The 26,411-nt window shown below is 68.6% G+C and carries 24 protein-coding genes; 10 read left to right on the top strand and 14 right to left on the bottom strand.

Annotated elements, in window-relative coordinates; translation table 11 throughout:
* Positions 1–17 precede the first annotated feature (17 nt).
* Positions 18–575 (top strand): DUF2937 family protein, encoded by a 558-nt coding sequence (locus D6860_RS09115; RefSeq protein WP_076623699.1) that lies wholly within the window; start codon positions 18–20, stop codon positions 573–575.
* Positions 576–686: 111 nt separating this feature from the next.
* Here D6860_RS09115 and glmM read toward each other — a convergent pair whose 3' ends face one another.
* From glmM to D6860_RS09070, 9 genes are all read right to left on the bottom strand, one after another.
* Complete coding sequence (glmM, locus tag D6860_RS09110) at positions 687–2,030, bottom strand: phosphoglucosamine mutase (RefSeq protein ID WP_076623700.1); 1,344 nt, start codon at positions 2,028–2,030, stop codon at positions 687–689.
* Positions 2,020–3,030 (bottom strand): dihydropteroate synthase, encoded by a 1,011-nt coding sequence (folP, locus tag D6860_RS09105; RefSeq protein WP_076623701.1) that lies wholly within the window; start codon positions 3,028–3,030, stop codon positions 2,020–2,022. The genes glmM and folP overlap by 11 nt, the downstream gene beginning before the upstream one ends.
* A 48-nt stretch (positions 3,031–3,078) precedes the next feature.
* A complete protein-coding gene (locus D6860_RS09100; protein WP_076623702.1) occupies positions 3,079–3,999 on the bottom strand; it encodes a dihydroneopterin aldolase in 921 nt (306 codons plus the stop codon).
* A 191-nt stretch (positions 4,000–4,190) separates the two neighbouring features.
* Positions 4,191–4,820, bottom strand: a complete 630-nt coding sequence (locus tag D6860_RS09095; RefSeq protein ID WP_017468238.1) for a cell wall hydrolase — start codon at positions 4,818–4,820, stop codon at positions 4,191–4,193.
* Positions 4,821–4,991: 171 nt separating this feature from the next.
* The gene (locus tag D6860_RS09090) at positions 4,992–7,547 is read right to left on the bottom strand and encodes a putative PEP-binding protein (RefSeq protein WP_076623703.1); all 2,556 of its coding nucleotides are present in this window, start codon (positions 7,545–7,547) and stop codon (positions 4,992–4,994) included.
* A 163-nt stretch (positions 7,548–7,710) separates the two neighbouring features.
* Entirely contained in the window at positions 7,711–9,954 is a 2,244-nt protein-coding gene (gene glyS, locus D6860_RS09085; protein WP_076623704.1) for a glycine--tRNA ligase subunit beta, read from the bottom strand.
* 111 nt (positions 9,955–10,065) lie between these two features.
* A complete protein-coding gene (locus D6860_RS09080) occupies positions 10,066–10,929 on the bottom strand; it encodes a DUF1206 domain-containing protein (RefSeq protein ID WP_076623705.1) in 864 nt (287 codons plus the stop codon).
* Positions 10,930–11,155: 226 nt separating this feature from the next.
* Positions 11,156–11,671 carry a DUF6446 family protein gene (locus D6860_RS09075; protein ID WP_076623706.1) on the bottom strand — a complete coding sequence of 172 codons (516 nt, stop codon included), beginning with the start codon at positions 11,669–11,671 and terminating at the stop codon, positions 11,156–11,158.
* A 34-nt stretch (positions 11,672–11,705) separates the two neighbouring features.
* On the bottom strand, positions 11,706–12,635 hold the full coding sequence (locus D6860_RS09070; RefSeq protein WP_076623707.1) for a glycine--tRNA ligase subunit alpha: 930 nt from the start codon (positions 12,633–12,635) through the stop codon (positions 11,706–11,708).
* A gap of 196 nt (positions 12,636–12,831) precedes the next feature.
* Here D6860_RS09070 and D6860_RS09065 point away from each other — a divergent pair, with 196 nt between their 5' ends.
* From D6860_RS09065 to D6860_RS09045, 5 genes are all read left to right on the top strand, one after another.
* A complete protein-coding gene (locus D6860_RS09065; protein WP_229743307.1) occupies positions 12,832–14,640 on the top strand; it encodes a serine protease in 1,809 nt (602 codons plus the stop codon).
* A 231-nt stretch (positions 14,641–14,871) separates the two neighbouring features.
* On the top strand, positions 14,872–15,225 hold the full coding sequence (locus tag D6860_RS09060) for a CidA/LrgA family protein (RefSeq protein ID WP_017467914.1): 354 nt from the start codon (positions 14,872–14,874) through the stop codon (positions 15,223–15,225).
* Entirely contained in the window at positions 15,218–15,943 is a 726-nt protein-coding gene (locus D6860_RS09055) for an LrgB family protein (RefSeq protein WP_017467915.1), read from the top strand. Before D6860_RS09060 ends, D6860_RS09055 begins: the two co-directional genes overlap by 8 nt.
* Positions 15,944–16,061: 118 nt before the next feature.
* Positions 16,062–17,447 (top strand): GntP family permease, encoded by a 1,386-nt coding sequence (locus D6860_RS09050; protein ID WP_076623709.1) that lies wholly within the window; start codon positions 16,062–16,064, stop codon positions 17,445–17,447.
* A 158-nt stretch (positions 17,448–17,605) separates the two neighbouring features.
* Positions 17,606–17,800, top strand: a complete 195-nt coding sequence (locus D6860_RS09045; protein ID WP_017468429.1) for a hypothetical protein — start codon at positions 17,606–17,608, stop codon at positions 17,798–17,800.
* An 80-nt stretch (positions 17,801–17,880) separates the two neighbouring features.
* On the opposite strand, the gene ilvC is transcribed toward D6860_RS09045, so the two are convergent.
* Positions 17,881–18,930 (bottom strand): ketol-acid reductoisomerase, encoded by a 1,050-nt coding sequence (gene ilvC / locus D6860_RS09040; protein ID WP_256359818.1) that lies wholly within the window; start codon positions 18,928–18,930, stop codon positions 17,881–17,883.
* 105 nt (positions 18,931–19,035) lie between these two features.
* Between ilvC and D6860_RS09035 the strand changes: the two genes are divergently transcribed.
* From D6860_RS09035 to D6860_RS09025, 3 genes are all read left to right on the top strand, one after another.
* Complete coding sequence (locus D6860_RS09035) at positions 19,036–19,491, top strand: Lrp/AsnC family transcriptional regulator (protein ID WP_076623711.1); 456 nt, start codon at positions 19,036–19,038, stop codon at positions 19,489–19,491.
* Complete coding sequence (locus tag D6860_RS09030) at positions 19,488–19,955, top strand: Lrp/AsnC family transcriptional regulator (RefSeq protein ID WP_076623712.1); 468 nt, start codon at positions 19,488–19,490, stop codon at positions 19,953–19,955. Before D6860_RS09035 ends, D6860_RS09030 begins: the two co-directional genes overlap by 4 nt.
* Before the next feature lie 158 nt (positions 19,956–20,113).
* Positions 20,114–21,238, top strand: a complete 1,125-nt coding sequence (locus D6860_RS09025; protein ID WP_076623713.1) for an aminotransferase class V-fold PLP-dependent enzyme — start codon at positions 20,114–20,116, stop codon at positions 21,236–21,238.
* Positions 21,239–21,428: 190 nt separating this feature from the next.
* On the opposite strand, the gene D6860_RS09020 is transcribed toward D6860_RS09025, so the two are convergent.
* The 3 genes from D6860_RS09020 to D6860_RS09010 form a co-directional block, all read right to left on the bottom strand.
* Positions 21,429–22,622, bottom strand: coding sequence for a UbiH/UbiF family hydroxylase (locus D6860_RS09020; protein ID WP_076623714.1), 1,194 nt, complete (start codon positions 22,620–22,622; stop codon positions 21,429–21,431).
* 78 nt (positions 22,623–22,700) lie between these two features.
* Positions 22,701–22,922, bottom strand: a complete 222-nt coding sequence (locus tag D6860_RS09015; RefSeq protein WP_076623715.1) for a hypothetical protein — start codon at positions 22,920–22,922, stop codon at positions 22,701–22,703.
* Between the two features lie 117 nt (positions 22,923–23,039).
* Positions 23,040–23,684, bottom strand: coding sequence for a pyrimidine 5'-nucleotidase (locus D6860_RS09010; RefSeq protein ID WP_076623716.1), 645 nt, complete (start codon positions 23,682–23,684; stop codon positions 23,040–23,042).
* 99 nt (positions 23,685–23,783) lie between these two features.
* On the opposite strand from D6860_RS09010, the gene D6860_RS09005 reads away from it, so the two are divergent.
* Positions 23,784–24,428, top strand: a complete 645-nt coding sequence (locus tag D6860_RS09005) for a GntR family transcriptional regulator (RefSeq protein ID WP_076623717.1) — start codon at positions 23,784–23,786, stop codon at positions 24,426–24,428.
* Positions 24,429–24,434: 6 nt separating this feature from the next.
* Here the strand turns inward: D6860_RS09005 and D6860_RS09000 are convergent, their stop codons facing one another.
* The gene (locus tag D6860_RS09000; RefSeq protein WP_229743308.1) at positions 24,435–26,333 is read right to left on the bottom strand and encodes a glycosyltransferase family 2 protein; all 1,899 of its coding nucleotides are present in this window, start codon (positions 26,331–26,333) and stop codon (positions 24,435–24,437) included.
* Positions 26,334–26,411: the final 78 nt, after the last annotated feature.

Raw genomic sequence — 26,411 nt, 5'->3', positions numbered from 1 at the left:
AAAAGAAGAGGGCGACCATGATCCTCAGGACGATGGCCCTTGCCGCGGGCCTCACAGGTGCGGCCACCCTGTCCCAGTTCCCGGAGTTCTCGCAGCAGTATACGCAGCGTCTCGGTGGCGCAGTGGACGAGCTGACCCGCGTCGTCGCGGAGTTCGACCGTGATGCCGAGACGGTGGGCCTCGGTCGGGACGAGGCGCTGCGCCAGCTCGCGACCGGCGGAGACTTCGGGGCGGCCCGCGCCGAGAGCCTGCGTGCGACCGTGGCGCGGCAGGCGAGGCTCTCCTCGGACCTCGCGGCCATCGAGGACGCGGGTCCCTTCATGCGCGCGCGTCTCGCGGCGCATCTCGCCGATCCCGACATCGCCGCGCGGGCCTGGGAGAATTTCCGGCCCGGCCTGCCGATGACCTTCGAAGGTGCGGTCTTTGCCGGCGCGGGATTCGGCGCGGGCTGGCTGCTACTGGCAGCGCTGGTCTCGGTGCTCCGCTGGCCGCTGCGCCGCCGCAGGCACCGCGCTCCGATAATGGCGCGGGCCGGTAGGATCGAGCCAGGCGCCCCGCGGCGCGCGAACGGATGAAGTCCCGAACCGGACCGCCGTAGGGTGGGTTTTCAACCCGTCGTTACAACCGAACCCTCGCGAGGCGGCTACGCGAACCGGCGTAGGGTGGGTCTGAGACCCACCACCGCGTCAGACCGCCGCCTTCACCTCGTCGACGATGCCGTCGACGACCTGCGCAAGCAACGCCTCATCCTCGCATTCGGCCATGACGCGGATCAGCGGCTCGGTGCCCGACTTGCGGATCAGCAGGCGCCCCTGACCGTTCAGCTGTGCCTCGGCCTCGGCGATGGCGCCCTTGACGCTGTCGGCCTCGAGCGGCGCCTTGCCGGCGGTGAAGCGTACGTTCTTTAGCAGCTGCGGCACCGGCTCGAAGCTGCGCGTCAGCCGCGAGGCGGGCTCGCCGGTGCGCACCATCTCGGCGAGGAACTGCAGCCCCGCCATCAGCCCGTCGCCCGTGGTGGCATGGTCGGTCATCACGATGTGGCCCGACTGCTCGCCGCCAAGGTTCCAGCCGTGCGCGCGCATCGCCTCGACGACGTAGCGGTCGCCGACCTTGGTGCGTTGCAGATTGAGGCCGCGCCCCTCGAGGAACCGCTCGAGACCGAGGTTCGACATCACCGTCGCGACCAGCGTGCCATCGCGCAGCCGGTCCTCGGCGGCCCAGCGGGCGGCCATCAGCGCCATCAGCTGGTCGCCGTCGGCCACCGTGCCGGTCTCGTCGATGAGGATGATGCGGTCGGCGTCGCCGTCGAGGCAGATGCCCACGTCGGCACCATGCGCGACCACCGCCTCGGCTGCGGCCATCGGCTTGGTCGAGCCGCAGTTCTCGTTGATGTTCAGGCCGTTGGGCGCGGTGCCCACGGGGATCACGTCGGCGCCGAGCTCCCAGAGGACCTCGGGCGCGGTGCGGTAGGCGGCACCGTTGGCGCAGTCGATGACCACCTTCATCCCGTCGAGCCGCATTCCGTGGGGCAGGGTGGATTTCACCCGCTCCTGGTAGCGGAAGCGGCCGTCGTCGATGCGCTTGGCCCGGCCGATCTCGCCTGCGGGGGCAGGGGTCACACCTGAGGCGACCAGCGCCTCGATCTCGCTCTCGACCTCGTCCGAGAGCTTGAAGCCGTCGGGGCCGAAGAACTTGATGCCGTTGTCGTCGGCGGGGTTGTGGCTGGCCGAGATCATGATGCCGAGATCGGCCCGCATCGAGGGCGTCAGCAGACCCACCGCCGGTGTCGGCACCGGACCCAGGAGCAGCACGTTCATTCCCGTCGAGGTCAGCCCCGCGGTCAGCGCGTTCTCGAACATGTAGCCGGACAGCCGGGTGTCCTTGCCGATCACCACGCGGTGCACACCGCCGTGTTCACGGCGGAAATAGCGCCCGGCGGCGGCGCCGATGCTCAGCGCCATCTCGGCGGTCATCGGGTGGGCGTTGGCGGTTCCGCGCACCCCGTCGGTGCCGAATAGCTCACGCGTCATGGTTGTCTCCCTGTTCGACGGCGTTCCAGAGTGCCAGCGCCTGCCGCGTGGCGGCGACGTCGTGCACCCGGATGATCTGTGCGCCCTGCGCGATGCCTGCGAGCGCCACGGCAATCGAGCCGGGGGCGCGGTCGCGCGGCTCGGGCGCCTCGCCGATGCGGCCGATGAACCCCTTGCGCGAAACCCCGAGCAGGATCGGGCACCCCAGTCCGTGGAACAGCGACAGCCCGTGCAGCAGCGCGAGGTTGTGGGCCTGCGTCTTGCCGAAACCGATGCCGGGATCGACGATGATCTTGTCGCGCGGCAGCCCGCGTTCCTCGAGCATCGCGGCCTGGGTCTCGAGGAAGTCGTAGACGTCGAGCAGGACGTTCTCGTAATGCGGGTCGTCCTGCATGGTCTGCGGATCGCCCTGGCTGTGCATGATGCAGACCGGCAGCCCGTTCTCGGCGCAGAAGTCGGCAAGCACGGGATCGTGGGTCAGCCCAGAGACGTCGTTGACCACCGCAGCCCCGGCGCGACAGGCGGCGCGGGCCACCTGCATCTTGCGGGTGTCGATCGAGATCGGTACGCCGGCCAGCGCCCGCACGACCGGCTCGGTGCGCGCGATTTCCTCGCCGGGCGAGATCGTCTCGGACCCGGGGCGCGTGCTTTCGCCACCGATGTCGAGAAGGTCCGCGCCCTGGGCCATCAGCCGGCGTCCGCGCAGCGCGGCTTCGGCGCTCGAGTGGTCCATCCCGCCATCCGAGAAGCTGTCGGGCGTCACGTTGAGGATGGCCATGATCCGCGGCTCGTCGAGCGGCATGCCGAGCAGTGGCGCGCGGCGCGCCGAAAGCCGGGCGGCCACGTCCTCGGGCAGGTCCGAGGCGGGCAGGCGGGCCACGCTGCCGTCGCGGCGGTGCCGCGCGACATGGGTGAACCAGCGCGGGCCGCCGGCCAGTGGCAGGGCGTCATCGGGGCGGGGGAGGTCGGACCGCACCAGCGGTCGGAAATAGTCACGCATGGGAGCCGTTTTGCCCACGGTGGCCGGAATTGGCAAGCGGCCGCACGCTCAGCTGTTGCGGAGTGTTACAGCGCGGGCGGGCACAGGTGATCCCTCGGGCGTGGTTTCGCCGATCACCACCAGTTCGCAGGCCTCCATCAGCCCGGCGAACCATGCGGCGAGCGCGACGGAGTCGCGCGGCTGGCGCTCGGGGCCCTGGATCGCATCGAGCACGATCTTCGACGGTGCCCAGACACAGATCTGGCCGTTCTTCATCGCCCAGTCGAGCTCGGTCCGGGTCGACACCACCTTGCAGCGCGGATCGCGGGCGGCGAGAAGCCAGCCGTTCTGCTCGATCGCAAGCAGGTCGACCCGGCGCTGCGCCATGGGATGTTCGGCCTGCGGGCGGGCGAGGTCGGGCAGGCCGACGCAGAGGATCAGCGGCGCGCTCTCGGCCGAGAAGCGGTCGATCCAGCCGGTCAGCGCGTCCGAGGCGATGGCATCGTTCGACAGGTAGACCATGCGCGGATGCGGCCGGGTCTGCGCGACCTCGTGCAGGTGCTGGCCGAAGTCGCGCCGGGTGCGCACGATCTCGACCCCGAGCGCGCCGGGGCCGCGGTCGAGCTTCTCGATGCGGACGAAGGCGCGCATCGCCTGCGGCTCGAGCAGGATGCGCTCGGCAATGCGCTCGGCGAGCGTTTCCAGCAGGTTGACGCGTTCGGCGGCAAGCTCGGTGGTGATCGCCTCGGTCACCCGGTCGTAGCTGAGGATGCGGTCGACGTCGTCGTCGAGCGGCCCCCCGGCCGGCGTGACCTCGACCACAACGTCGAAGCGCACGCGCTGGGTGTGGCCGCGCTCGGCCTGAAAGGCGCCAATCTCGACCTCGCGGATGTGTTCGCGCAGCGAGATGCGGTCGCGCGGCGCGTCGCCCTCGGTGGAGATGGCCCGTTCGGACGGATGGGCGAATGCTAGTCGGATCTCATCGGCCATGGCGGCCCCTCGCGGCTGGTTCTGGCGCTTTGCCGGAGCCGTCCCGCCTTGCGAGACGTCGAGGACGCCGGGGCCTGTTGCCCTCCGCAAGCCGGGCCGGTGCCGGCCCTGGCGTCACCCTATAGCGCAGGGTGCGGAGCGGCGCGAGGGCCGGAAGCGGCGGTTTGCACCGCCGCCGCGGCATCGCGGTGTCAGTTGCTGCTGACGCGGTAGCCGGCGCGGTAGAACCGGTGAACACCGATGTTGGCGGTCCGGGTGAACGCGCTCGCCCACGATGGCGACACGGCGGTCGTGTGGTAGTAGGTCGCGCCGTTGGTCAGCTCGCGCGGGGCGCCGGAGAGCATCGCCTTGGCGACCTTGGCGACCTCGGCGTAGGCGCCGGGCTCGTTGATGTGCTCGGGCAGGCCGTCGCAGGTGTAGGTGAACTGGCAGGCGTATTTCCGGCCGGTGCCCTGGTTCACCACGCCGCAGACCGAATCCGGAAAGCGCGGGCTGTCGACGCGGTTGAGGATCACCTCGGCCACCGCGAACTGGCCTTTCAGGCTCTCGCCGCGGGCCTCGAAGTAGAGCGCCTCGGTGAGGCACTGCCATTGTGCGCCGCCGCTGGCTTTCGGCTGTTCCGAGACCCAGGCCTTGTCGTAGCTGACGGTGCCGCCGGTCGAGACCGGCATGATGAGACCGTCGAGATGGGCCTGCTGGGCGGAACGAAGTCCGCGCTGTTCGAGTTTTACGAGGTGACGAATGCTGTCCTGCGAGATTTCAGCAGTGACGGGTCCGGCCGCGACGAGCGCAGCCAGCGCGAGCATGGCAGCTTTGATCATGATTCCCTCTTTACCTTTACGTCCCAGATGGCGGTTCCCCAAAACCGCTCAAAATCGAGGCGGAGTTAGTAAAATTGTTCCAATCCGTCCAGCGCGGAGGGATCGCACCCGGCGGATTCCAGCCCAAAGGCCTTGTTAACTTGGCATATATTGGCTGATTTTTGGTGTCTTCTACCCGATCTTGTCCCTGATCGCGAGCTGCGCTGCGGCAAGTCGCGCGACCGGAACCCGGAAGGGGGAGCAGCTGACGTAGTCGATACCCGCGTCACGGCAGAAGGCAATCGAATCAGGGTCGCCGCCGTGTTCGCCGCAAATGGACAGCATCACGCCACCGTTTCCCTCTCGCCCGCGGGCCACGCCGATGCGGATCAGCTCTCCGACGCCATCGGAATCGAGCCGGTGGAACGGGTCCTCGGCAAAGACACCCTGCTGCACGTAGTCCGACATGAAACGGCCTGCGTCGTCGCGCGACAGGCCATAGGTCATCTGCGTGAGGTCGTTGGTGCCGAAGGACAGGAAATGCGCGTGCTGGGCGATCTCGTCGGCGCGCAGGCAGGCCCGGGGGGTCTCGACCATCACGCCAAGCGAATAGTCGAACTCGCGCCCGCGCTCGTTGCGGACCGCCGCCGCGACCGCGTCGATGCGGGTGCGCACCAGCTCGACCTCGCGGCAGGCCGAGACCAGTGGCAGCATGATCTCGGGCACAACAGGGGCGCCATCGCGCGAGGCCTCGAGCGTTGCCTCGAAGATGGCGCGGGCCTGCATGTCGTAGATCTCGGGCACGGCGATGCCGAGCCGGACGCCGCGCATGCCCAGCATCGGGTTGTATTCGCCCATGCTCTCGACCCGGCGGGTCACGTCGGAAACCGGCAGGTCGAGCGCCTCGGCCAGGTCGCGTAGCCCGGCACGATCCGACGGCAGGAACTCGTGCAGCGGCGGATCGAACAGGCGGATGCACACCGGCATCCCCTCCATGATCCGGAAAAGCTCGGTGAAATCGGCGCGCTGCATCGGCAGCAGGCGGGCCAGCGCGGCCTTCCGATCCTCGGGGCTGTCGGCGAAGATCATCTCGCGCATGGGCGTGATGCGGTCGGCCTCGAAGAACATGTGCTCGGTCCGGCAGAGCCCGATCCCCTGCGCCGCGAAGTTGCGCGCGGTGGCGGCATCGGCGGGAGTGTCGGCGTTGGCGCGCACGCCGATGTCGCGTTCCTCGTCGGCCCAGGACATGAAGGTCTGGAAGGCGTCGTCGAGCGCCGCCTCGATCATCTTGGGCGCACCGGCGAGCACCTGACCCGAGGTGCCGTCGACGGTGATGATGTCCCCCTCGCCGAATTCGCGGCCATCTTCGGCAACGAGGCGCTTGCTGTTGTGCCGGAAGCCCATCCGCGCGGCGCCCACCACGCAGGGCAGGCCGAGCCCGCGGCCGATGACCGCGGCGTGGCTGGTCATGCCGCCGCGCTCGGTGAGCACGGCCACAGCGGCATGCATGCCCCGCACGTCCTCGGGCGAAGTCTCGCGGCGAACGAGGATGCAGTTCTCGCCGCGCGCGGCGCTGGCCTGCGCCTCGGACGAGGAGAACACGATGCGTCCGGTCGCGGCACCGGGCGAGGCGGCCACTCCCCCGCCGATGCGGTCGCGCTCGGCCTCGGGGTCGAGTTGCCGGTGCAGCAGCTCGGTCAGACCGCGCGGCTCGACCCGCATCAGGGCCTCCTGCCGCGAGATGATCCCGTCTTCGGCGAGACGCAGGGCGATGCGCAGCGCCGCGCGCGGGCTGCGCTTGACGCGGACGCCATCGAGGATGTGGACCTGCCCGTTCTCGATGGTGAATTCGATCTGCATCTCGGCGCGCAGCTTCTCGCGCATCAGGGCCGCGTATTCCTTGAGCTTCCGGAATGCATCGGGTGCCTGCTCTTCAAGCGAAGGTCCGCGCGGATCGCGTTCGAGAAACAGCGACGACCGCTCGCATTTCAGCGCTTCGCGGCCCTGGCTCTGGCTGAGGTAGCGCCCGGTGATCTGCGGCAGCCCGGTTTCGGAGTTCACCAGCTGCAGCACGCCCGAGCCGCATTCGCCGTCGCCCACGCCAAGCGCCATCTCCTGCACGATGAGACCCAGCCCGGCGTCCATCGGCGCCCCCTTGGCCTGCCGCAGCAGGCGGGCGGTCGTGCCTTCCCACGCGCGGGCCATCGAGCGCAGCACCTCGGCCAGCTGCACGGCAGGATCCTGCGGGAAGGGCTCTTCGGCCTCTTCCTCGTAGCAGCGCAGCACCTCGCTGAGGCCCTCCTGGCCCGGGGCGTCGATCTCTTCGAAGACGTCGGGATCGAGCCGCGCCACGTGGATCGCGTAGGCCGTCACGAACCGCTTGTAGAGCGCCGAGGCCGCGGTTGGGCCGATGCTGTCGGAAAACTCTACGAAGAGCGCGTCGTTCATGCCGATGTTGAGCACCGAGCCGGGGCCGCCCCAATCCGGGTCTTCCGACGACGGCCGCACGCAGAGCAGCGCGCCCGCGGGATACTCGTCGAGAATCGCCCGGATGTCGGGCATCGCGCCCTTCGCGATGCGGTGCACCGTATCGAAGCTCAGGGCGACGGTACGCGGAACCGGAAGGTCGAGCCGCACCAGCCGTTGCAGGCACTTCGCCCGGCCCCCGTGCGTCGGTGTCGCGATCGGCGCAGTGGGGGTGATGAGCGTGACCTCGGGGTCCTGATCCTGTCGGTGCGTGTCAGGCACGGCGATTCCTGTCGTTTCTGCAATGCAGCATAGCCTGTCGAACGGCTATCGCACTATCACCTTTTTCGGCGACCGCGAGGTTAAGGCCATATCGGGCATTTGTCATGCCGCCGTGCATGGGCGGCCCCCGGGCGGCCGCTGACGCGGTCGCCGCCCGGGTGGCTCAGCCCTCGAGCCGGGTCAGGTCCGCGACCTGAAGGCAGATTTTCCGGATCCGCGACAGAAGGTTCAGCCGGTTGCGGCGCACCACGTCGTTGTCTGCGTTGACCTGAACCGCCTCGAAGAAGGCGTCGATCGGTGCGCGCAGCCCGGCCATCGCCGCCATCGCGGTGGCGAAATCCTCGTCTGCCATCGCCGGCGTGATCTTCGCTTCGGCCGCGTCGAGCGCCGCGAAAAGCGCCTTTTCCTCGTCGGTCTCGGCGAACTTCGGGTCGGCGCCGAAGCTGTATTCGACCCCGTCCTTCTCCTCGGCCTGCGCGAGGATGTTGTTCGCGCGCTTGAAGCCCTGCACGAGGTTCACGCCGTCGTCGGTGCTAACCACGTCGCCGAGCGCCTCGGCGCGGGCCACCAGCAGCCGGATGTCGTCAGAGCCGGGCATCGCGAGACAGGCGTCGATCACGTCGTGGCGGATGCCCTCTTCGCGCAGGTGCACCTTGAGCCGGTCGTGGAAGAACGCCAGCAGATCGGTTGAAAGGTCCGGCACCAGCCCCGCCACCGTACGGAAGACCGAACCCTCCTGCGCCGCGTCCTTGTCGGCGAGCCTGTCGAGCAGCGCGTGCAGCGCGGCGCCGAAGACGCCGTGATCGGCGATCTCGTCGACCAGCGCGTCGATGGCCTCGAGATCGGCCTCGCTCGCGTCATGGTTCACGTGGCGCTTGTGGCGCAGCAGCTGCGCGTCGATGTAGCGGTCGAGCGGCAGCCGCAGCTTGTTCGCCAGCACCAGCCGGATCACGCCGAGCGCCGCGCGCCGCAGCGCGAAGGGGTCCTTCGAGCCGGTGGGCTTCTCGTCGATCGCCCAGAAGCCGGTCAGCGTGTCGAGCTTGTCGGCCAGCGCCACGGCGACCGAGACCGGCGCTTCGGGCACCTGGTCCGACGGGCCGAGCGGCGAGTAATGCTCCTCGCAGGCGGCGGCGACCGCGTCGGGCAGGCCGGCGGCCTCGGCGTAGTAGCGCCCCATGAGGCCCTGCAGTTCGGGGAACTCGTAGACCATTTCCGAGCTCAGGTCGGCCTTGGCGACCCGCGCGGCCTGTTCGGCCTGCACCGGGTCGGCGCCCACGGCGGAGGCGATCTCGCGCGCCAGCGCGGCGATGCGCTCGATCCGGTCGCGCTGGCTGCCCAGCCGGTTGTGGAAGGTCACGTTGCCGAGCCGCTCGGTCCAGGCCTCGAGCCCCTCCTGCTTCGCGACGCGCAGGTCGTTCTCCCAGAAGAACTTGGCGTCCGACAGCCGCGCCGACAGCACCTTGTCGTTGCCGGCAAGGATGGTGGCACCGTCGTCGGTGGTCTCGATGTTCGCCACGGTCACGAAGCTCTCGATCCGCCCCGAAGCCGGGTTCCGGACCGAGAAGAACTTCTGATGTTCCTTCATCGAGGTCTGCAGCACCTCGGGCGGCAGGCCGAGGAAATCCTCGCCGATGCGGCCCATCAGCACCACCGGCCACTCGACGAGCCCGGCAACCTCGGCCAGCAGGCCGCGGTCCTCGACCACCTCGAGCCCGTTTGCGAAGGCGCGGTTGGTCGCGTCATGCCAGATGGTCTCGGCGCGCTCCTCGGCCGACAGGACGACCTTGGCGCGCTTGAGCTTGGTCTCGTAGTCCTCGAACGAGCTCACCTCGAACGGCGCGCCGCCCATGAAGCGGTGGCCCTCGGTGACGTTGCCGGCGGTGATGCCGTCGATGTCCAGCGGCACGACCTCTGCGCCGGCCTCGTCCGACAGCAGGCACAGGATCCGATGCAGCGGCCGGACCCAGCGCAGCGTGCCCGCGCCCCAGCGCATCGACTTCGGCCAGGGGAAGTTGCGGATCGTCTTCTCGAGCACCTCGGCCACGATCTCGGCAGCCGGGCGGCCCGGCTTCTCGATGATCGCGTAGAGCACCGTGCCCTTCTTGTCCTCGCGCTCCTCGCATTGCTCACGGGTGACACCCGCGCCGCGCAGGAAGCCGGCGATGGCCTTCTCGGGGGCGTCGACCTTTGGCCCGCGACGTTCCTCGCGGGTGGCGGGCGAGGCGGCCAGCAGGCCCTGCACGGTCAGCGTCAGCCGGCGCGGGGTCGAGAAGGCGGCGGCGCCGCTGTAGGTCAGACCGCTTTCCACCAGCCCGTCGGTCACGAGCTTTTTCAGATCCTCGGCCGCGCGCGTCTGCATGCGGGCAGGAATTTCCTCGGACAGGAGTTCGATCAGAAGGTCGGGCATCGTCTCACCAAAGCATCAGCCCGGGCGACACGCCCGGGCGGTTGTTTGGGGGTGGATAGACCTACAAGGAAGCGAGGTCCAGCCGTTTGCCCGCAACGGGCCGGGACGGGCTCAGGCGGTCGCCTGTTCGAGCTTGCCCTCGGCCTTCAGCTTGGCGCGGCGCGCCAGCGTCATCACGTCGTCACCGGCACGGCGGGGCACGATGCGGTAGGCGGCCTCGATGAAGTTCTCGACGGCGAAGCCGATCAGGCCGAGCGCCACGACCCCGAGCAGCACACGCCCGTAGGCAACCGAGCGGATCTTGTCGAGCGCGGTGCCCACGCCACCGGCCTCGCCAGGGTTATGGGTGAAGCCGGCATAGATGATCGTCGCGCCGATGATGCCGATCACCACACCCTCGGCGACTAGGCCGAACTTCATCACCGGGTCGAGCTTGCGCGCGAGCGGTGTCACCCGGATGTCCTTCTTGTAGTCTTCCGAGATGCCCTTCTTGGCGTAGTAGATGCCGGCACCCACGGTCGCGATGCCAACGGCCATCACGAGGTACGGCCCCCAGGGCATCGACATGAGCTTCTGGGTCATGCTCTGTGTGCCGCTCTCGCCGCCACCGCCGCCGTTCATCGCTGTGGTCGCGACCGACACGCCGATGGCGCCGTGAATGAGGCCGGTGATGACCTGGCCCGCGCGGGCCACGATTCCCTTGGCCTCGCTGCCGTAGCACTCGAGATCCATCCACGCGTCAATCAGCCGCCAGACCATGTAGGCGATGAGGCCGATGGCGATCGCCCAGAGCAGCGCCACGCCCCAAGGCACGCTGGTCAGCTGGGCAAGGGCGTCGGTCGTGCCCTCGGCGCTGCCTCCGCGCCAGGCGGCGAACAGCGCGAGGCCGCCCACGACGGTATAGACGGCACCCCGTGCGGCGTATCCGGCGCGCATGACGGGAACGACCCAGGCGGGGGCTCGATTGTCGGACATTGGCATTTCTCCTCGGTTGGAGAGACAGCGCGCGAGAGGCCCTTCCGGTTCCATCACCTCGCGCCGCAAGAGGCCAATTGGCGGCGCATTCAGGAATAATTCCGGACGACCACAGGGGCAGGGCGCGACCGCCGCCGCTTCTTCTGGCCAGAAATATCCCGGGGGAGTCGCCGCAGGCGACGGGGGCAGCGCCCCCTCCGGCGGGCCGTTTCCGCCCGCGCAAGGGTCAGTCGCGGGGCGGACAGTCCTCGCCGAGCGGTGTGCCGTCATAGGCCTTGTCGCCGCAGTCGTTGATCTCTTCCCAGATGTAGCCGCGTCCGTTCTCCGTCACCGCGACGACCCGGTCGATGCCGTATTCGACGTTGCGCTCCGCGGTGTAGACATGCGCCTCGCCGGTCTCGATCATCAGCCCGATCTCTTCCGCATCGAAGCAGCCGAACCAGAAGGGCGCGTTGCGCGGCTCGGCGCCCTCGTAGCGCTCGAAGCGCGGGTCGAGTGTCTCCGGCGTTTCGGGTGTGGTAAAGCATGCACGGAAGCGGATCGGCGAGCTCGACGCGTCGATTCCCTCGAAATCGCCGTAGGGAATGTGCTCGGGCGTGCCGCCGCCGACCGGGGTGAGAAAGACCTCTCCCGCGTCGTCGGCGACCCGCTCGTAGTAGTGGAAGACCTGGAAATAGTAGACGCCGGCGCCGAACAGCAGGGCTGCGACGACGATGGCGATGGCAAGGATCTTGCCGCTCATGCGCTGGTCCTCCGGTGGTGGCTCGGGCCTCGGCTCAGGCGGCGTAGCCGCCCGCCTCGGTCATCACGAAGGCGTCGGCGCAGCGCTTCGCGAGCGCCCGCACGCGGCCGATGTAGGCCTGCCGTTCGGTCACCGAGATCACGCCCCGCGCGTCGAGCAGGTTGAACAGGTGGCTGGCCTTGATGCACTGGTCGTAGGCCGGGTGCGCCATGACGATGCGCTTGCCGGTCTTCGGATCGACGTGGTCCGAGGACAGGATCCGCTCGCATTCTTCCTCGGCTTCCTCGAAATGCTTCAGCAGCATGTCGGTGTCGGCCACGTCGAAGTTCCAGCGCGAGTATTCCTCCTCGGTCTGGCGGAACACGTCACCGTAGAGCAGCGGCTGCGGCGAGGACGGGTCGTTGAACGGCATCTCCATGACGTGGTCAATGCCCAGCACGTACATCGCGAGCCGTTCCAGCCCGTAGGTCAGCTCGCCCGACACGGGCGTGCAGTCGTGGCCGCCGACCTGCTGGAAATAGGTGAACTGCGACACTTCCATGCCGTCGCACCAGACCTCCCAGCCAAGACCCCAGGCGCCCAGCGTCGGGCTTTCCCAGTCGTCCTCGACGAAGCGGACGTCGTGCATGCTCATGTCGATGCCGATGGCCTCCAGTGAGCCCAGGTAGAGCTTCTGGAGATCCGGCGGCGAGGGTTTGATGAGCACCTGGAACTGGTAGTAGTGCTGCAGCCGGTTCGGGTTCTCGCCGTAGCGCCCGTCGGTCGGGCGGCGCGAGGGCTGCACGTAGGCCGCCGCCCAGGGCTTCGAGCCGAGCGCGCGCAGCGTCGTGGCCGGGTGGAAGGTGCCGGCGCCGACCTCCATGTCGTAGGGCTGCAGGATGGCGCAGCCCTTGGACGCCCAGTAGCTTTGCAGTCGCAGGATGATCTCCTGGAAGCTGCGCGGTTTGTTACTGGTGTCGATCATCGGAAAATGCCCTAGCTCTGTCCTGTTCGTATCCTGTCGGGATGCCGGGCCTTGATTATGCGTCACAGCCCCGACGGTCAATCTCGGGGCTGACCATATTTTGAGGTGACGGCCAGACGGGGTCTGGTACACAGTTCGACAGTCAAAAGAAGCCAAGGCCTGAGGGGCAGCCACGAGTATGTTGAAATCATTTCTGATGGCGAGCGCGACCGCTCTCGTGATCACGGGCCACGCATTCGCCCAGTCGAATACACAGGAACTTGTCTATATCCAGATCGAGGCCCAGCCGAGCCTGAACCAGGCCGAGCAGTCGCTTCGCGGATACGCGCGCCAGCTCGACAACGTCAACGGCTTCTCGCTGGGCGGTGGCTGGTACGGCATCGCGCTCGGTCCCTATCAGCCGGACTCGGCGCAGGCGCTGCTGCGCAGCCTGCGTGGCAACGGGCTGATCCCGCGGGATAGCTATCTTGCCGCCTCGACCGAGTACAACGACCAGTTCTGGCCGGTGGGTGCCGCGCTGAACGATCCGCAGGCTGCCCCCGGGCCCGAGGCGGAAGAGCCGGAAGAGGGGATCAGCACCGAGGAACTCGCGCAGGCGCTCGACAATGCGCCGGACACCTCGGGCCCGCAGGACGCGCCCGCGCCGGAAGCCGAGCCCGAGCCGCAGCCCGAACCCGTGGTCGACGAGACCCCGCGTCAGGCGCGCGCGAGCGAGGCGCAGCTTACCCGCTCCGAGCGCGAGCAACTGCAGATCGCCCTGCGCTGGGCCGGGGTCTACGACGCGGGCATCGACGCCGCCTTCGGGCGTGGCACGCGCAGCGCCATGGCGGAATGGCAGGGCCAGAACGGCTACGAGCGCACCGGCGTGCTGACCACGATGCAGCGGCAGGACCTGCTCGACCAGTACAATGCCGTGCTCGAGGGCATGGACATGACGCTGGTCACCGACGACCGCGCGGGCATCCGCATCGAGATGCCGCTCGGTGCCGTGGCCTTCGACCGCTACGAGGCGCCCTTTGCCCTCTACGAGCCGACCGGCGATCTCGATGCGCGCGTGCTGCTCATCAGCCAGCCGGGTGACCGCGCCGCGCTCAACGGGCTCTACGAGATCATGCAGACGCTCGAGATCGTGCCGCTCGACGGCCCGCGCGAACGGCGCGGCAACGGCTTTTCGCTCACCGGGCGCAACAGCAGCATCGTGAGCCACACCGAGGTCACGCTGCGCGATGGCCATATCAAGGGCTGGACGCTGATCTGGCCCGCCGGAGACGAAGAGCGGCGCGAGCGCGTGATGAACGCCATGCGGGCGTCGTTCTCGACCACCGACGCGGTGCTCGACCCGACGCAGATCACCGACGAGGGCCAGGCAGTCGACCTCGTCTCCGGGCTCGAGATCCGCAAGCCGACGGCGACCGTCTCCGGCTTCTTCGTCGACGGGCGCGGCGCCGTGGTCACTGCGGCGAATGCGGTGCAGTCCTGCGGGCGCGTCACCCTCGACGACACCTACGAGGCGTCGGTGGCGGCCGCCTCCGACGCGGACCTCGGCGCGGCGCTGCTGCGCCCATCCGAGGCGCTGGCGCCCCGGGCCGTTGGTGCCTTCCGCGCCGACACGCCCCGCCTGAAGTCCGAGGTGGCGGTGGCCGGCTACCCCTTCGGCGGCGTGCTGAGCGCGCCCACGCTGACCTTCGGCTCGCTCGAGGACCTGCAGGGGCTCGAAGGCGAGGCCGAGCTCGAGCGCCTTGCGCTGTCGGCGCGGCCGGGCGACGCCGGCGGTCCGGTGCTCGACAATGGCGGTGCCGTCCTCGGGATGCTGTTGCCGCAGAGGCAGGGCAACCAGGCTCTGCCCGACGACGTCGCCTTCGCGGCTGATGCCAGTGCGCTGCAGGCGTTCCTGCGCGACAGCGGCGTCTCGGCGAGCGAGACGCGGGGCGAGCGGGCGATGGATCCGGAGGATCTGACTTCGCTGGCCGCCGACATGACCGTCAAGGTCAGCTGCTGGGAGTGATCCCGGTCGTGATCCGGCAAGGCGGGCAGGGCGTGCGCCTTGCCCGCCGCCCCCGTGCCGGAACAGCCGTCCAGCCTGATTGCGTGCGCCTGCCCAGAAAGCGTCCGCGTCCTTGTCCGGCCACGGGCGCCCGCGACGCGCCCCTGATGCGCTGCATCGGGCGCACCCCACTTGATCCCCGGAGCGACGGCGCGTCTTAATTCCCTGGAAACCGCTTCAAGGGAGACGCCCATGCTCGGCCATCTCACGCTCATCTTTCTCTGCCAGCTTGTCGGAGAGCTGGTCGTCGGCGCGCTGGTGCTGCCCGTGCCGGGGCCGGTGCTCGGCATGGTGCTGCTGTTCGCCATCCTGATGCTCCGTGGCCATGTGCCCGAGGGGCTGGGGCAGGCCGCCGGAGGCCTGCAAAAGGCGATGTCGCTGCTGTTCGTGCCCGCGGGCGCCGGGGTTATGCTGCATTTCCACCTGCTCGCCGACGCGGCGCTGCCGCTGGGGCTCGGCCTGCTGGTGAGCACCGTCGTCACCATCGCGGTCACCGGCCTGCTGATGGCGTGGCTCGGTCGTGGCGCGGAGCAAGCGGATGGATAACCTCCAGAGCCTCCAGGACACCTGGGTCTACCTCAGCGCCTCGCCGCTCTTCCACCTGACGCTGACGCTCGTGGCGTTCCAGGCGGCGTCCTGGCTGTTCGAGAAGGGTGGGCGCAACCCGCTGCTGAACCCGGTTCTGGGGGCGGTGATCCTCGTGGTGCTCGTGCTGCTGGCGACGGGCACCGACTACGCCACCTATTTCGAGGGCGCGCAGTTCGTGCACTTCCTGCTGGGGCCTGCGACGGTCTCGCTTGCGGTGCCGCTCTACCGGCAATGGCACATGGTGCGGCGCTCGGGGCCGGCCATCGCGGTCAGCCTTCTCTGCGGCTCGCTCACCGCGATCCTGTCGGCAGTGGGGGTGACGTGGCTCATGGGCGGCAGCGCCGAGGTGTTGGCCTCGATCGCGCCGAAATCGGTCACCGCGCCGGTGGCCATGGCCATCGCCCGCGAGATCGGTGGCGTGCCGTCGCTGACGGCGGTGCTGGTGATCGTGACCGGCATCCTCGGGGCGATGATCGGACCGTGGGTGCTGACCGCCGTGCGCGTTCGGGCATGGAGTGCGCGCGGCCTTGCCATCGGTACCGCGAGCCACGGCATCGGCACCGCGCGGGCCCTGCAGGTGAACGAGACGGCGGGTGCCCTCGCCGGGCTCGCCATGGGGCTCAACGCGCTGGCGACGGCGATCCTGCTGCCGCTGATCTGGGGGCTGCTGTTCTGACGTCGTGGCAGGAATTGAACGGCTGACGCGAACGTGAAAGGCGGACGGCGGCGTTGGCCTGTCCGGCACCCATCGCGGGATTAGGTCGCGCCATGGTGCAACCTGGAGGATGGCGCGCATGGGGCTTTTCGGAATCGTTCTGTCGCTGGGACTGCTGATGTTCCTGGCATACCGGGGGATCAACGTGCTGATCCTCGCGCCGCTGCTGTCGGCGCTGGCGGTCATCATGTCCGGCGGGCTGCCGGTGCTGGCCACCTACACGCAGGTGTTCATGGACAGCCTCGGCGGCTACATCATCACCTACTTCCCGCTGTTTCTGCTGGGCGCGATCTTCGGCAAGGTGATGGCCGACGGCGGCGCCGCGCGCACCATCGCCGAGCGCATCGTGGCATGGGTCGGCCCCGGGCAGGCAATCCTTGCGGTGGTGCTGGCCTGCGGCGTGCTGACCTACGGCGGGGTTTCGCTTTTCGTGGTGGCCTTCGCGATCTACCCGATCGCCAACGCGCTGTTCCGCCGCGCCGACGTGCCCAAGCGGCTGCTTCCCGCGGCCATCGCGCTGGGCTCTTTCACCTTCACGATGACGGCTTTCCCCGGCACGCCGGCGATCCAGAACGCCATTCCGATCCCGTTCTTCGGCACCAACGTCTTCGCCGCGCCGCTGCTCGGGACGCTCGCGGGCGTCATCATGCTGGGCGGAGGCACCCTGTGGCTGAACCGGCGCCGCGCGGCTGCACAGGGGCGGGGCGAGGGCTACGGCCAGCACGAGGAAACCGGCGCCGACAGCACCCTGCCGGCGGATGCGAAGCTGCCGAACTTCGCCATCGCCATCGCGCCGGTCATCGCGGTGATCGGGCTCAACGCGCTCTTCACCTACGTGATCTTCCCGGCAATGTCCGCCGACTACCTGTCGCTGCCGGAATACGGCGAGACCGACCTGTCCTCGGTCGCGGGCATCTGGGCCATCATCGTGTCGCTGACGCTGTCGATCCTGCTGGCGCTGGCGCTCAACTGGCGGCGCTTCGCGGATGTGCTCGACACGGTGAACACCGGCACCATGGGCTCGCTGCTGCCGGTGTTCAACACCGCCTCCGAGGTCGGCTACGGTGCGGTCATCGCCTCGCTGCCGGCCTTCACGATCATCCGTGACGCGGTGCTGGGCCTGTTTCCCGACAACCCGGTCGCCTCGCTCGCGGTGGCGGTCAACGCGCTCGCGGGCATCACCGGCTCGGCCTCGGGCGGCATGTCCATCGCGCTCGACGCGCTGGGCGACCAGTTCGCGCAGATGGGGCAGGAGCAGGGCGTGGCCATGGGGCTGATGCACCGGGTGACGGCGCTGAGCTCGGGTGGCTTCGACGCGCTGCCGCACAACGGCGCGGTGATCACGCTGCTGGCGATCACCGGCATGACCCACGAGAAGAGCTACTCCGACATCTTCATGGTCGCCGTCGCGATCCCCGTGCTGGCGACGGTCACGGTGATCGTGCTCGGCTCGCTGGGCCTCTGACGCGCTGACCCCGCACCCCGCCGGACTGCATGATATTTCATCATCCGGCGGGGCGAGTCAGCGGAAATGCTGCGCTGCGGCGCGATTTCCCCTGGCCGAACGACGGCAGCGCCTCAAGTTGAAGTGGGGGGAGGACCTTGTTGCAGAGGATACTCTCCATGTGCCTGACCGCCGAAGCCCTGTTTCTCTTCCTTTCGATCCTGCCGCCCTCGATCGTCGAGCACGCGGACGAGCGCATCACCGTCGCGGCCGAGACGCGCGACGCCGTCTGGCTCGCCCGCGATGACGAATGGTGCACCGTCGCGCCGCAGGTGGACGCGGCGATCCGGCAGAAGCGCGGCCCGGCGCTGTAAGCCCCAAGCCCGTGCCCGGAACGAGAAAGGCCCACGCCGGGGTGGCGCGGGCCTCGTGATGCGAACCGGATCGGTGGCGATCAGTTCTTTGCCTTGTCGACCATCTTGCCGGCCGAGATCCACGGCATCATCTCGCGCAGCTTCTCGCCGACCTGCTCGATCTGGTGCTCGTCGTTGATCCGGCGGGTCGCCTTGAAGAACGGCTGACCGACGGCGTTTTCCTGCATGAAGTCACGCACGAACTTGCCCTGCTGGATGTCGGTGAGCACGTCCTTCATGCGCTTCTTGGTCTCCTCGTAGGGGAGAATGCGCGGGCCGGACACGTACTCGCCGTACTCGGCGGTGTTGGAGATCGAGTAGTTCATGTTCGCGATGCCGCCTTCGTAGATCAGGTCCACGATCAGCTTCACCTCGTGCAGGCACTCGAAATAGGCCATCTCGGGGGCGTAGCCGGCTTCCACGAGGGTCTCGAAGCCCATGCGGATCAGCTCGACGAGACCGCCGCAAAGCACGACCTGCTCGCCGAAGAGGTCGGTTTCGCACTCTTCGCGGAAGTTGGTCTCGATGATGCCCGAGCGGCCGCCACCGATGGCGGAGCAGTAGGACAGGCCGATTTCAAGCGCCTTGCCGGTGGCGTCGGCATCGACGGCCACGAGGCAGGGAACGCCGCCGCCCTTGACGTATTCGCCGCGCACGGTGTGGCCCGGGCCCTTCGGCGCCATCATGATCACGTCGACACCCTCGGGCGCCTCGATCAGGCCGAAGTGCACGTTCAGGCCGTGGGCAAAGGCGATGGCCGAGCCGGGCTTGAGGTTGTCGCGCACGTGCTTCTTGTAGGTCTCTGCCTGCAGCTCGTCGGGCATGGTGAACATGATCAGGTCGCACCAGGCCGCCGCTTCGGCGATGCCCATGACCTGCAGGCCCTCGCCCTCGGCCTTCTTCGCCGACGGGGAGCCCTCGCGCAGGGCGATGACCACGTTCTTGGCACCGGAATCGCGCAGGTTCAGCGCGTGGGCGTGACCCTGCGAGCCGTAGCCCAGGATCGCGACCTTCTTGTCCTTGATGAGGTTGATGTCGCAATCACGATCGTAATAGACGCGCATCTCTCGCTCCTTCCTTGCTTTTGTTATGGGCTGCACCCTAGAGATCGCCCGGCGAGAGTGGTTGCGTTTTGCTTGCGAATTTCGCCGATTGGTGAAAAATCATTCTTGCATTCCGGCAATCACGGTGAATTCATGCTCGATGACACGGATCGGCGCATCCTGCGCCAGTACCAGGCCGACCCGGGTGCGCCCTCGGTCGAACTGGCGGAGCGTGCAGGCGTCACGCCCTCGACGCTGGCCCGGCGGATCGCCGCGATGCGCGAGGCCGGCGTGCTGCGGGGCGTGCGCGGGGTGATCCACTGGCCGGCGCTCGGCTACGACATCGAGGTGATGCTGCGGGTCACGCTCGACAAGACCGCGCCGCGCGCCTTCGACGAGTTCATCGCGGGCGCGCGCGAGGTGCCCGAGGTGACCGAGATCCAGACCTTCCTTGGCTCCATCGACGTGCGGCTGGCGGTGATCGCGCGTGACCTCGCGCACTACCAGGCGCTCTACCGCGAGAAGCTGCTGACCCTGCCGCACATCGCCGACATCGAGGCGCTGATGCACGTGGCCCTCGTGCAGTCCGACGAAACGGTGCCGCTGTGAGCGCGGGGCCGCTGGAGCTTGACGAGATCGACCGGGCGCTGGTGCGCGCGCTGGCCGAGGACGCGCACGCGAGCGCCGGGGCGCTGGGACGGCGGCTGGGGCTCTCGCAGCCGGCCTGCTGGCGCCGCATCCAGCGGCTGCGGGCGGCAGGGGTGTTTCGTGGCGCGCGGCTCGATCTGGATCTCGAGCGGCTGGGGTTCGGGGTGACGGTCTTCCTCGGGATCAAGCTCGCCACCAAGGGGCGGGTGAGTCTCGAGGATTTCGAGCGCGCGGTGCGGGCGATTCCCGAGGTCCAGGTGGTCGACCACGTGCTTGGCGCCTTCGACTACCGGCTGCGGGTCGTCGCGCGTGACCTGCCGGATTTCGAGCGCGTGCTGCGGCGGCGGATCATGACGCTGCCCGGTGTGGGCAACGTCGAGGCGAACGTCATGCTGAGCGAGGAGCGTCGGCCGGGTCCGCTGTAGCGGGGCCGTCGGGACGGCGCTCGGCCTTCGGCCAATCGCCCCGCCCGCCGTCCCGTCGCTTCGCAACGGCAGGAATGCGGGCGCCCGCGACTTATGGAGCCTTTGTGCATTGCGTGCAGCGGCGATAGGACTACACCCAGAGGGAAAAGGAGACAGCCATGCCGCTTCGCGATGACGTCGACCCCGAGGGGCTCGAAGAATTTTCCGTGGTCTTCACCGACCGCTCCCTGAACCACATGTCCGCCGCTTTCCAAGGGGTGATGCGCGACATCTCCTCGATGCTGCGCGAGGTCTACCGCGCCGACGGCGTGGCGCTGGTGCCCGGTGGCGGCACCTTCGGCATGGAGGCCGTCGCCCGCCAGTTCGGGCAGGGCGCCAGGGCGCTGGTCGTGCGCAACGGCTGGTTCTCGTTCCGCTGGTCGCAGATCTTCGAGGCCGGCGGCTTCGGCGGCGAGGTGACGGTTATGAAGGCCCGGCAGACCGCCAACGAACCCACCGCGCCCTTCGCGCCCGCGCCGATCGACGAGGTGGTCGCCGCGATTCACCGCGAGAGCCCCGAGATCGTCTTTGCGCCGCATGTCGAGACCTCGGCCGGGGTGATCCTGCCCGACGACTACATCAAGGCGCTGGCCGAGGCCGCGCATGAGGTGGGCGCGCTGATGGTGCTCGACTGCATCGCCAGCGGCTGCGTCTGGGTCGACATGGCCGCGACCGGCGTCGACGTGTTGCTCTCGGCGCCGCAGAAGGGCTGGTCGGCCACGCCCTGCGCCGGTCTCGTGATGATGTCCGACCGGGCGCTGGCACGGCTCGAGGAGACCGAGTCCAACTCCTTCGCGATGGACCTCAAGAAGTGGCGCCAGATCATGGCGGCCTACGAGGAGGGCGGCCACGCCTACCACGCCACCATGCCGACGGACGGGCTGCGGATGTTCCGCGACGCGATGGTCGAGACCCGCGACATGGGCTTCGAGGCCGCCAAGGCGGCACAGTGGGATCTCGGCCAGAAGGTCCGGGCAGCGCTCGCGGCACGCGGCGTGGCCTCGGTCGCGGCCGAGGGCTTTGCCGCGCCGGGCGTGGTGGTCTGCTACACCGATGACCCCGAGGTGAAGACCGGCAAGGCCTTCGTGAAGGAAGGCGCGCAGATCGCCGCCGGGGTGCCGCTGCAGTGCGACGAGCCGGCGGGCTTCTCCACGTTCCGCCTCGGGCTCTTCGGCCTCGACAAGCTGCGCGACGTCGATGCGACGGTGGCACGGCTGGAAAAGGTGCTCGACGCCGCGCTCTGAGCGGTATGTGTGCCGGGGTGGGCTACGAGCCCACCCTAAGAGCGGCGCCCTGCGCGGAACAAGGCGCGGAGCGCCGCCGCCCTGGTGAGGCCAGCGCCGCCTGTCTAGGTCATTCGGACGTGATCGAGATGAACCGCGAGGCTTTGCAGGCAGAGCGCCAGCCCATCGACCGGCGCTCACGCGGCTTTTCCTAGCCTCGCGCGCCCAGCCCGAGCTGCATCAGGGTCTTGCGCACCGGCGTCACGCTGTAGAGCGCATCGAGCGCATGGGCGCGGGCATCGCGCAGGGGCGCGGCCGACAGCATCGAGGTGCGGTTCAGCATTGTGATCCCGGCCACCCGCGCGCGGATGTCGACGATGCGCTTGCGGTGGTAGCTCTCGAGCATCTGCCGGTCGCCAAGCCGCTCCGGCGCGGCGGTGGCGAGATCGCGCAACACCCGCAGGTCGTTCAGCGACATGTTCAGGCCCTGCGCCCCGATCGGCGGCACCACATGCGCCGCCTCGGCCACCAGCGCCAGCCGTTCGCCGTAAAGCCACTCCGCGTGCTGGGCGATGATCGGCCAGATGGTGCGCTGCGAGGCAAGCGTCAGCTGACCGAGAATGTGGCACGACCGCTCGGACATGGCGGCCTCGAGCGCGGGCGTGTCGAGTTCGAAGAGTGCCTCGGCCTTGGGGCCTTCCTCCATCCAGACCACGGCCGAGCAGGGCTGGCCCTCGTGGTCGGGCAGCGGCACCAGCGTGAAGGGGCCGCCGGTGCGGTGGATCTCGGTCGAGACGTTGCCGTGCGGGATGGGATGGGTCACGGCGAAGGCCAGCGCCTTCTGCCCGAAGCGGGTGGTCTTCACGCCGATCTCGGCCGCCTGCCGCATCGGCGAGTTGCGCCCGTCGGCGGCGACCACCAGCCGCACCTGTGCGCTGCTGCCGTCGGAGAGGCCGACGCGCGCATGGGCCTCGCGGGTGAAGAGCGTCGAGGTGCCGGTGCCCGGGCGGAAGTCGACGTTGGGCATTTCGTCGAGATGCGCGGCCATCTCGCGACGCAGCAGCCAGTTCGGCAGGTTCCAGCCAAACGGCTTGTCGGAGATGTCGGTGGCGTCGAAATCCTTGACGATACGCGGCTCGGGCCGCTCGCCGCCGGCGTCGACGATGCGCATCACCTGCAGCGGCATGGCGTGGCTCTCGAGCCGGGCCCAGAGGCCGGTTTCCTCGAGGAAGGCCTGTGCCGGTTGCAGGAAGGCGGTGGTCCGCATGTCGGCGCCGGCGGCCTCGCGGGCGGTGACCGGCGGGGCGGGGTCGACGCAGAGCACCGAGAACCCGGCGGAGCCGAAGGCGGCGGCCGCGGTCAGACCCGCGATGCCGCCGCCCGAAATGAGAATGTCGTAATCCATGACCGCACTCCTTTGCCCCCTATCTAGGGCAGGCTGCGGCGGGTTGCCAATGCGACGTGCGAGCCCGGGGGCTCGGCGTCACTTGCCCAGCGTGATGAGCAGGATGATCACGAACATCACCGGCGTCAGGCTCACGCCGAGCAGCCCCAGTGCGACCAGCCCCCAGGTCTTCACCGCAAGCACCACGAGCGTGAGGACGATGAGCAGGAAGTAGTAGATGTTGCCCTCGAAGTCGCGAACGAGATCGCGGACGAAGGGCAGGCGGTGGGTGAGCGGAAGTCGAGTCGATGTGTCGGACATGTGCGTCTCCTGTGGCACGGATCGACGCCTAGATAGGGGCCCGGCGGGCCGGTTTACATGCTCGAATTGTCGCATCCCCGGCCCATCTTTGCGACGGGGCTGGGGATCGGGTCCACCTCAGCCGAGGCGACCGAGAAACGCGGGCAGGTCCGGTGCGTGATGCTCGATATGTCCGCCCTCGCCGCGTTCGGGAGCGACATGCACGGTCCGCATTCCCATGGCGTGCGGGGCCGTGAGGTTGCGCGGATCGTCCTCGAACATGGCGGCCTGCATCGGGTCGGTGCCGTCACGATCGAACACCGCGCGAAACGCCATCTCCTGCGGCTTCGGAAGGTAGCCGGCGTGTTCCACGCCGTAGATCGCGTCAAAGGCCGCATCGAGCCCGCGCGCGCGCAGGACCTGCGCCGCGTAGGGGGCGCTGCCGTTGGTGTAGACGATCCTGCGCCCCGGCAGCTGGCCGATCAGCTCGGCAAGATGCGGATCGGGCGCGAGCGCGTCGAAGGAGATGTCGTGAACCTCTTCGAGGTAGGCGTCGGGATCGACGCGATGTTCCGCCATGAGCCCCGCGAGCGTCGTGCCGTGCGCCTGCCAGTAATGCTTGCGCAGGCGGTCGGCCTCGTCGTGGTCGGCGCCGGTGATGCGCATGACGAAGCTGGTCATCCGACGCTCGATCTGATCGAAGAGCCGGGCCGCCGGTGGGTAGAGCGTGTTGTCGAGGTCGAAGACCCAGTGCCGGACGTGGGCAAAATGCTGTTTTACCATGGGTCTGATCTTACCCCTGCGCCGCGGGAGCGGCAATGGGCGCATTGATCCTGCCGGCGTGGTGGCGCTATCTTGGACCGATCGAGCGAGGAGAGACGAATGAACCAGATCCGGACGCCCAACAAGGACGCCTACACGCTGATCCTGGAGGCGATCGATTCCGGCGTGTACCGCCCCGGCGACCGGCTGGTGGAAAGCGAGCTGGCCGAACGGTTCGGCGTCTCGCGCACCCCGATCCGCGAGGCATTGCAGCGGCTTGAAACGCAGTCGCTGCTGACCCGCGACGGGCGCTCGCTGATCGTGGCATCGCTCGACCACAACCAGATGGCCGAGCTCTACGTGGTGCGCACCGAGCTCGAGGGTCTGGCGGCCCGGCTGGCGGCACGGCACGCCACAGAGGAAGAGATCCAGGTGCTGCGCGAGATGGTGGGCGAGGACCGGGCGCTGCTCGACGACCCTTCGGCGCTGGCACGCGCGAACCGTCGGTTTCACAAGATGATCCACCTTGCCTCGCACAACCGCTTCCTGGTGCAGCAGCTCGACCTCGTGCATCGCTCGATGGCGCTGATGGCCACGACCTCGCTCGCGGCGCAGGGCCGGGGCGAGATTGCGCTGGCCGAGCACAAGGCCATCGTCGATGCCATTGCTCGGCGGGATGAAGACGCGGCCTACAAGGCTCTGCGCGACCACATCTCTGTGGCCTTCGTGACGCGGCTGAAGCTCGACAGTCACAAGGTCGACTGAAGGCACTCAGCTTCGTTTCGCAGGCCCATCCTCGGGCAGGTCGGCACCGGCGTGGTCCGGCGCCGAGCGCCCGTGCGCGGTCTTGTCCCAGTAGAACGGCTTCGAGACCAGCTCGAAAGCGGCCTTGTAGGCGGCAATCGCCCCGAGCGGGAAATACAGGAAAAGCGTCGGTGCCCAGGGCAGGAGCCCGGTGTGCGGACTGCGCGAGATCGCGGCGATGCTGACCAGCAGCGAGACACCCTCGGTCGCGAGGAAGGTCCAGAGCAGGGCGCGCAACGCGTCGGTGCCGAACAACGCGCCGAAGGGATGCGACCAACCGGCCAGCACCAGCCAGAAGGACCAGAGCGCCGGCGCCAGCAGGAATTGCAGGAAGGCGGTCAGGAAGACCAGCTGGACCCCGAATGTCTTCCAGCTGCCAAGCTCGCGCCGAAGACGCCATGGCGCGCGCATGTGGACGCGCCAGGTGATCATGTAGCCCTTGAGCCAGCGGGACCGCTGCCGGATCCATGGCCAGAGCCGGTTGTTCGCTTCCTCGCGGGTGACGATCGGCAGCAGTTCCGTGCGGTAGCCGTGCCGCGCGAGCCGCACGCCGAGGTCGGCATCCTCGGTCACGTTGTGCGCGTCCCAGCCGCCGACCGCTTCGAGCGCCTCGCGGCGGAAGAACACCGTCGTGCCTCCGAGCGGGATCGCGAAGCCGAGCCGTGCGAGCCCCGGCAGCACCACCCGGAACCAAGTGGCGTATTCGATGGTGAAGCAGCGCGACAGCCAGTTGGCTTGCGGGTTGTAGAAATCGAGGATGCCCTGCAGGCAGGCCATCTCGGGCGGGCTGCGGGCGAAGTGCCCTACGACACGCTGCAAATGGTCGGGGGCGGGCGCGTCCTCGGCATCGTAGATCCCGACGATCTCGCCCCGGGCGAAGCGCAGCGCGTAGTTCATCGCGCGCGGCTTGGTCGTGATCGGTCCGTCTGGCACCTCGATCACCCGCACGAACGGCGGTAGACACAGCCCCTCTAGCGCCCTTCGGGTGGTCTCGTCCCGTGCCTCGAGGATGAACAGGATGTCGAGCCCGGCGCGCGGGTAGTCGAGCCGCTTCAGGCGGCGCAGCAGGTCACCGGCGATATCTTCTTCCCGGAAAAGCGGGATCAGCAGCGAGACGGTCGCGCGGGTGCCATGAGCCGCGCTTTCCGTCTGGCGGCTCAGCTGACTCGCAACGAGCGCCGCCACCTTCATCAGTTGCGCGAAGAGCAATGTCCCGATCGCCAGCAGGGTCGCCATGGTGAAGAAAAGGGTCGGAGCGAGTAGCAGCCCGACGAGACACGCAAGGGCACAGAGCAGGCCCAGCCCGAGCCGCTGAGCCGCGCCCGGGCCCATGTCTCGGCAGCTTTCATGGGTCGGAACCTGCGTTTCGGCCCGCCGCGCCATCTCGTCGCCGTGTCGATCCGTGATGATCTCGTGGAGCAGCCCCTCCGGAAGCAGCGCCATCTCGATAGGGTCTGTCTCGTCCGGCAGGAGGGCCGCGAGATCCTCGAACCGTTCGGGCCGGGCGGTGGCGACGGTCAGCCTGCCGCCGCTGCGACGCCACGGCAGCACAGCATGGCGAAGGCAGACCTCCGGGGGCAGAAGGCCGGCGAGCGCCGGGTCGGGCGGATCCTTCGCGGGGTCCAGAACGAGGGCGCCGTGACGTGTGGATTGCGCTGCAAGGATCGTTTCCGGCCGTGAAAGCTCTTCCGCGAGAAGCGCTTGCGACACGTCCGCACCGCTGCGATGGGCCTCGGAGAGGGCCGTCATCGCGTCTGCCGGGGCAAGCCCGTGATCCTGCATCAGGATCGACACAATGGGGCGACGGCGGCGGGGCACCGGGCGGTGCCTTGGGGCGGTCGCCAGCGACAAATCGGTTTCACTCATGACGTGGTCCTGCACCTGCACAGGGGAAGGACACGTCATTGAGGTAAACAGGGGGTTAATTCACCCCCTGTGCCGGGA

It is taken from the genome of Salipiger sp. D13, from assembly GCF_003703915.1.
Taxonomy (GTDB): domain Bacteria; phylum Pseudomonadota; class Alphaproteobacteria; order Rhodobacterales; family Rhodobacteraceae; genus Salipiger; species Salipiger profundus.
Note: the sequence above shows the minus strand (reverse complement) of the source record. Positions and strands in the feature narration are given on the sequence as shown.

What these genes read in the sequence shown, in the direction of transcription:
- D6860_RS09050 (WP_076623709.1), top strand. Translation starts at nt 16,062, where the DNA reads ATGGGGCTTTTCGGAATCGTTCTGTCGCTGGGACTGCTGATGTTCCTG.
- D6860_RS09020 (WP_076623714.1), bottom strand. Translation starts at nt 22,622, where the DNA reads ATGGATTACGACATTCTCATTTCGGGCGGCGGCATCGCGGGTCTGACC.
- D6860_RS09010 (WP_076623716.1), bottom strand. Translation starts at nt 23,684, where the DNA reads ATGGTAAAACAGCATTTTGCCCACGTCCGGCACTGGGTCTTCGACCTC.
- D6860_RS09055 (WP_017467915.1), top strand. Translation starts at nt 15,218, where the DNA reads ATGGATAACCTCCAGAGCCTCCAGGACACCTGGGTCTACCTCAGCGCC.
- D6860_RS09025 (WP_076623713.1), top strand. Translation starts at nt 20,114, where the DNA reads ATGCCGCTTCGCGATGACGTCGACCCCGAGGGGCTCGAAGAATTTTCC.
- folP (WP_076623701.1), bottom strand. Translation starts at nt 3,030, where the DNA reads ATGCGTGACTATTTCCGACCGCTGGTGCGGTCCGACCTCCCCCGCCCC.
- D6860_RS09060 (WP_017467914.1), top strand. Translation starts at nt 14,872, where the DNA reads ATGCTCGGCCATCTCACGCTCATCTTTCTCTGCCAGCTTGTCGGAGAG.
- D6860_RS09005 (WP_076623717.1), top strand. Translation starts at nt 23,784, where the DNA reads ATGAACCAGATCCGGACGCCCAACAAGGACGCCTACACGCTGATCCTG.
- D6860_RS09045 (WP_017468429.1), top strand. Translation starts at nt 17,606, where the DNA reads ATGTGCCTGACCGCCGAAGCCCTGTTTCTCTTCCTTTCGATCCTGCCG.
- glyS (WP_076623704.1), bottom strand. Translation starts at nt 9,954, where the DNA reads ATGCCCGACCTTCTGATCGAACTCCTGTCCGAGGAAATTCCTGCCCGC.
- D6860_RS09000 (WP_229743308.1), bottom strand. Translation starts at nt 26,333, where the DNA reads ATGAGTGAAACCGATTTGTCGCTGGCGACCGCCCCAAGGCACCGCCCG.
- D6860_RS09070 (WP_076623707.1), bottom strand. Translation starts at nt 12,635, where the DNA reads ATGATCGACACCAGTAACAAACCGCGCAGCTTCCAGGAGATCATCCTG.
- D6860_RS09095 (WP_017468238.1), bottom strand. Translation starts at nt 4,820, where the DNA reads ATGATCAAAGCTGCCATGCTCGCGCTGGCTGCGCTCGTCGCGGCCGGA.
- glmM (WP_076623700.1), bottom strand. Translation starts at nt 2,030, where the DNA reads ATGACGCGTGAGCTATTCGGCACCGACGGGGTGCGCGGAACCGCCAAC.
- D6860_RS09065 (WP_229743307.1), top strand. Translation starts at nt 12,832, where the DNA reads ATGGCGAGCGCGACCGCTCTCGTGATCACGGGCCACGCATTCGCCCAG.
- D6860_RS09015 (WP_076623715.1), bottom strand. Translation starts at nt 22,922, where the DNA reads ATGTCCGACACATCGACTCGACTTCCGCTCACCCACCGCCTGCCCTTC.
- D6860_RS09035 (WP_076623711.1), top strand. Translation starts at nt 19,036, where the DNA reads ATGCTCGATGACACGGATCGGCGCATCCTGCGCCAGTACCAGGCCGAC.
- D6860_RS09075 (WP_076623706.1), bottom strand. Translation starts at nt 11,671, where the DNA reads ATGAGCGGCAAGATCCTTGCCATCGCCATCGTCGTCGCAGCCCTGCTG.
- D6860_RS09080 (WP_076623705.1), bottom strand. Translation starts at nt 10,929, where the DNA reads ATGTCCGACAATCGAGCCCCCGCCTGGGTCGTTCCCGTCATGCGCGCC.
- D6860_RS09115 (WP_076623699.1), top strand. Translation starts at nt 18, where the DNA reads ATGATCCTCAGGACGATGGCCCTTGCCGCGGGCCTCACAGGTGCGGCC.
- D6860_RS09100 (WP_076623702.1), bottom strand. Translation starts at nt 3,999, where the DNA reads ATGGCCGATGAGATCCGACTAGCATTCGCCCATCCGTCCGAACGGGCC.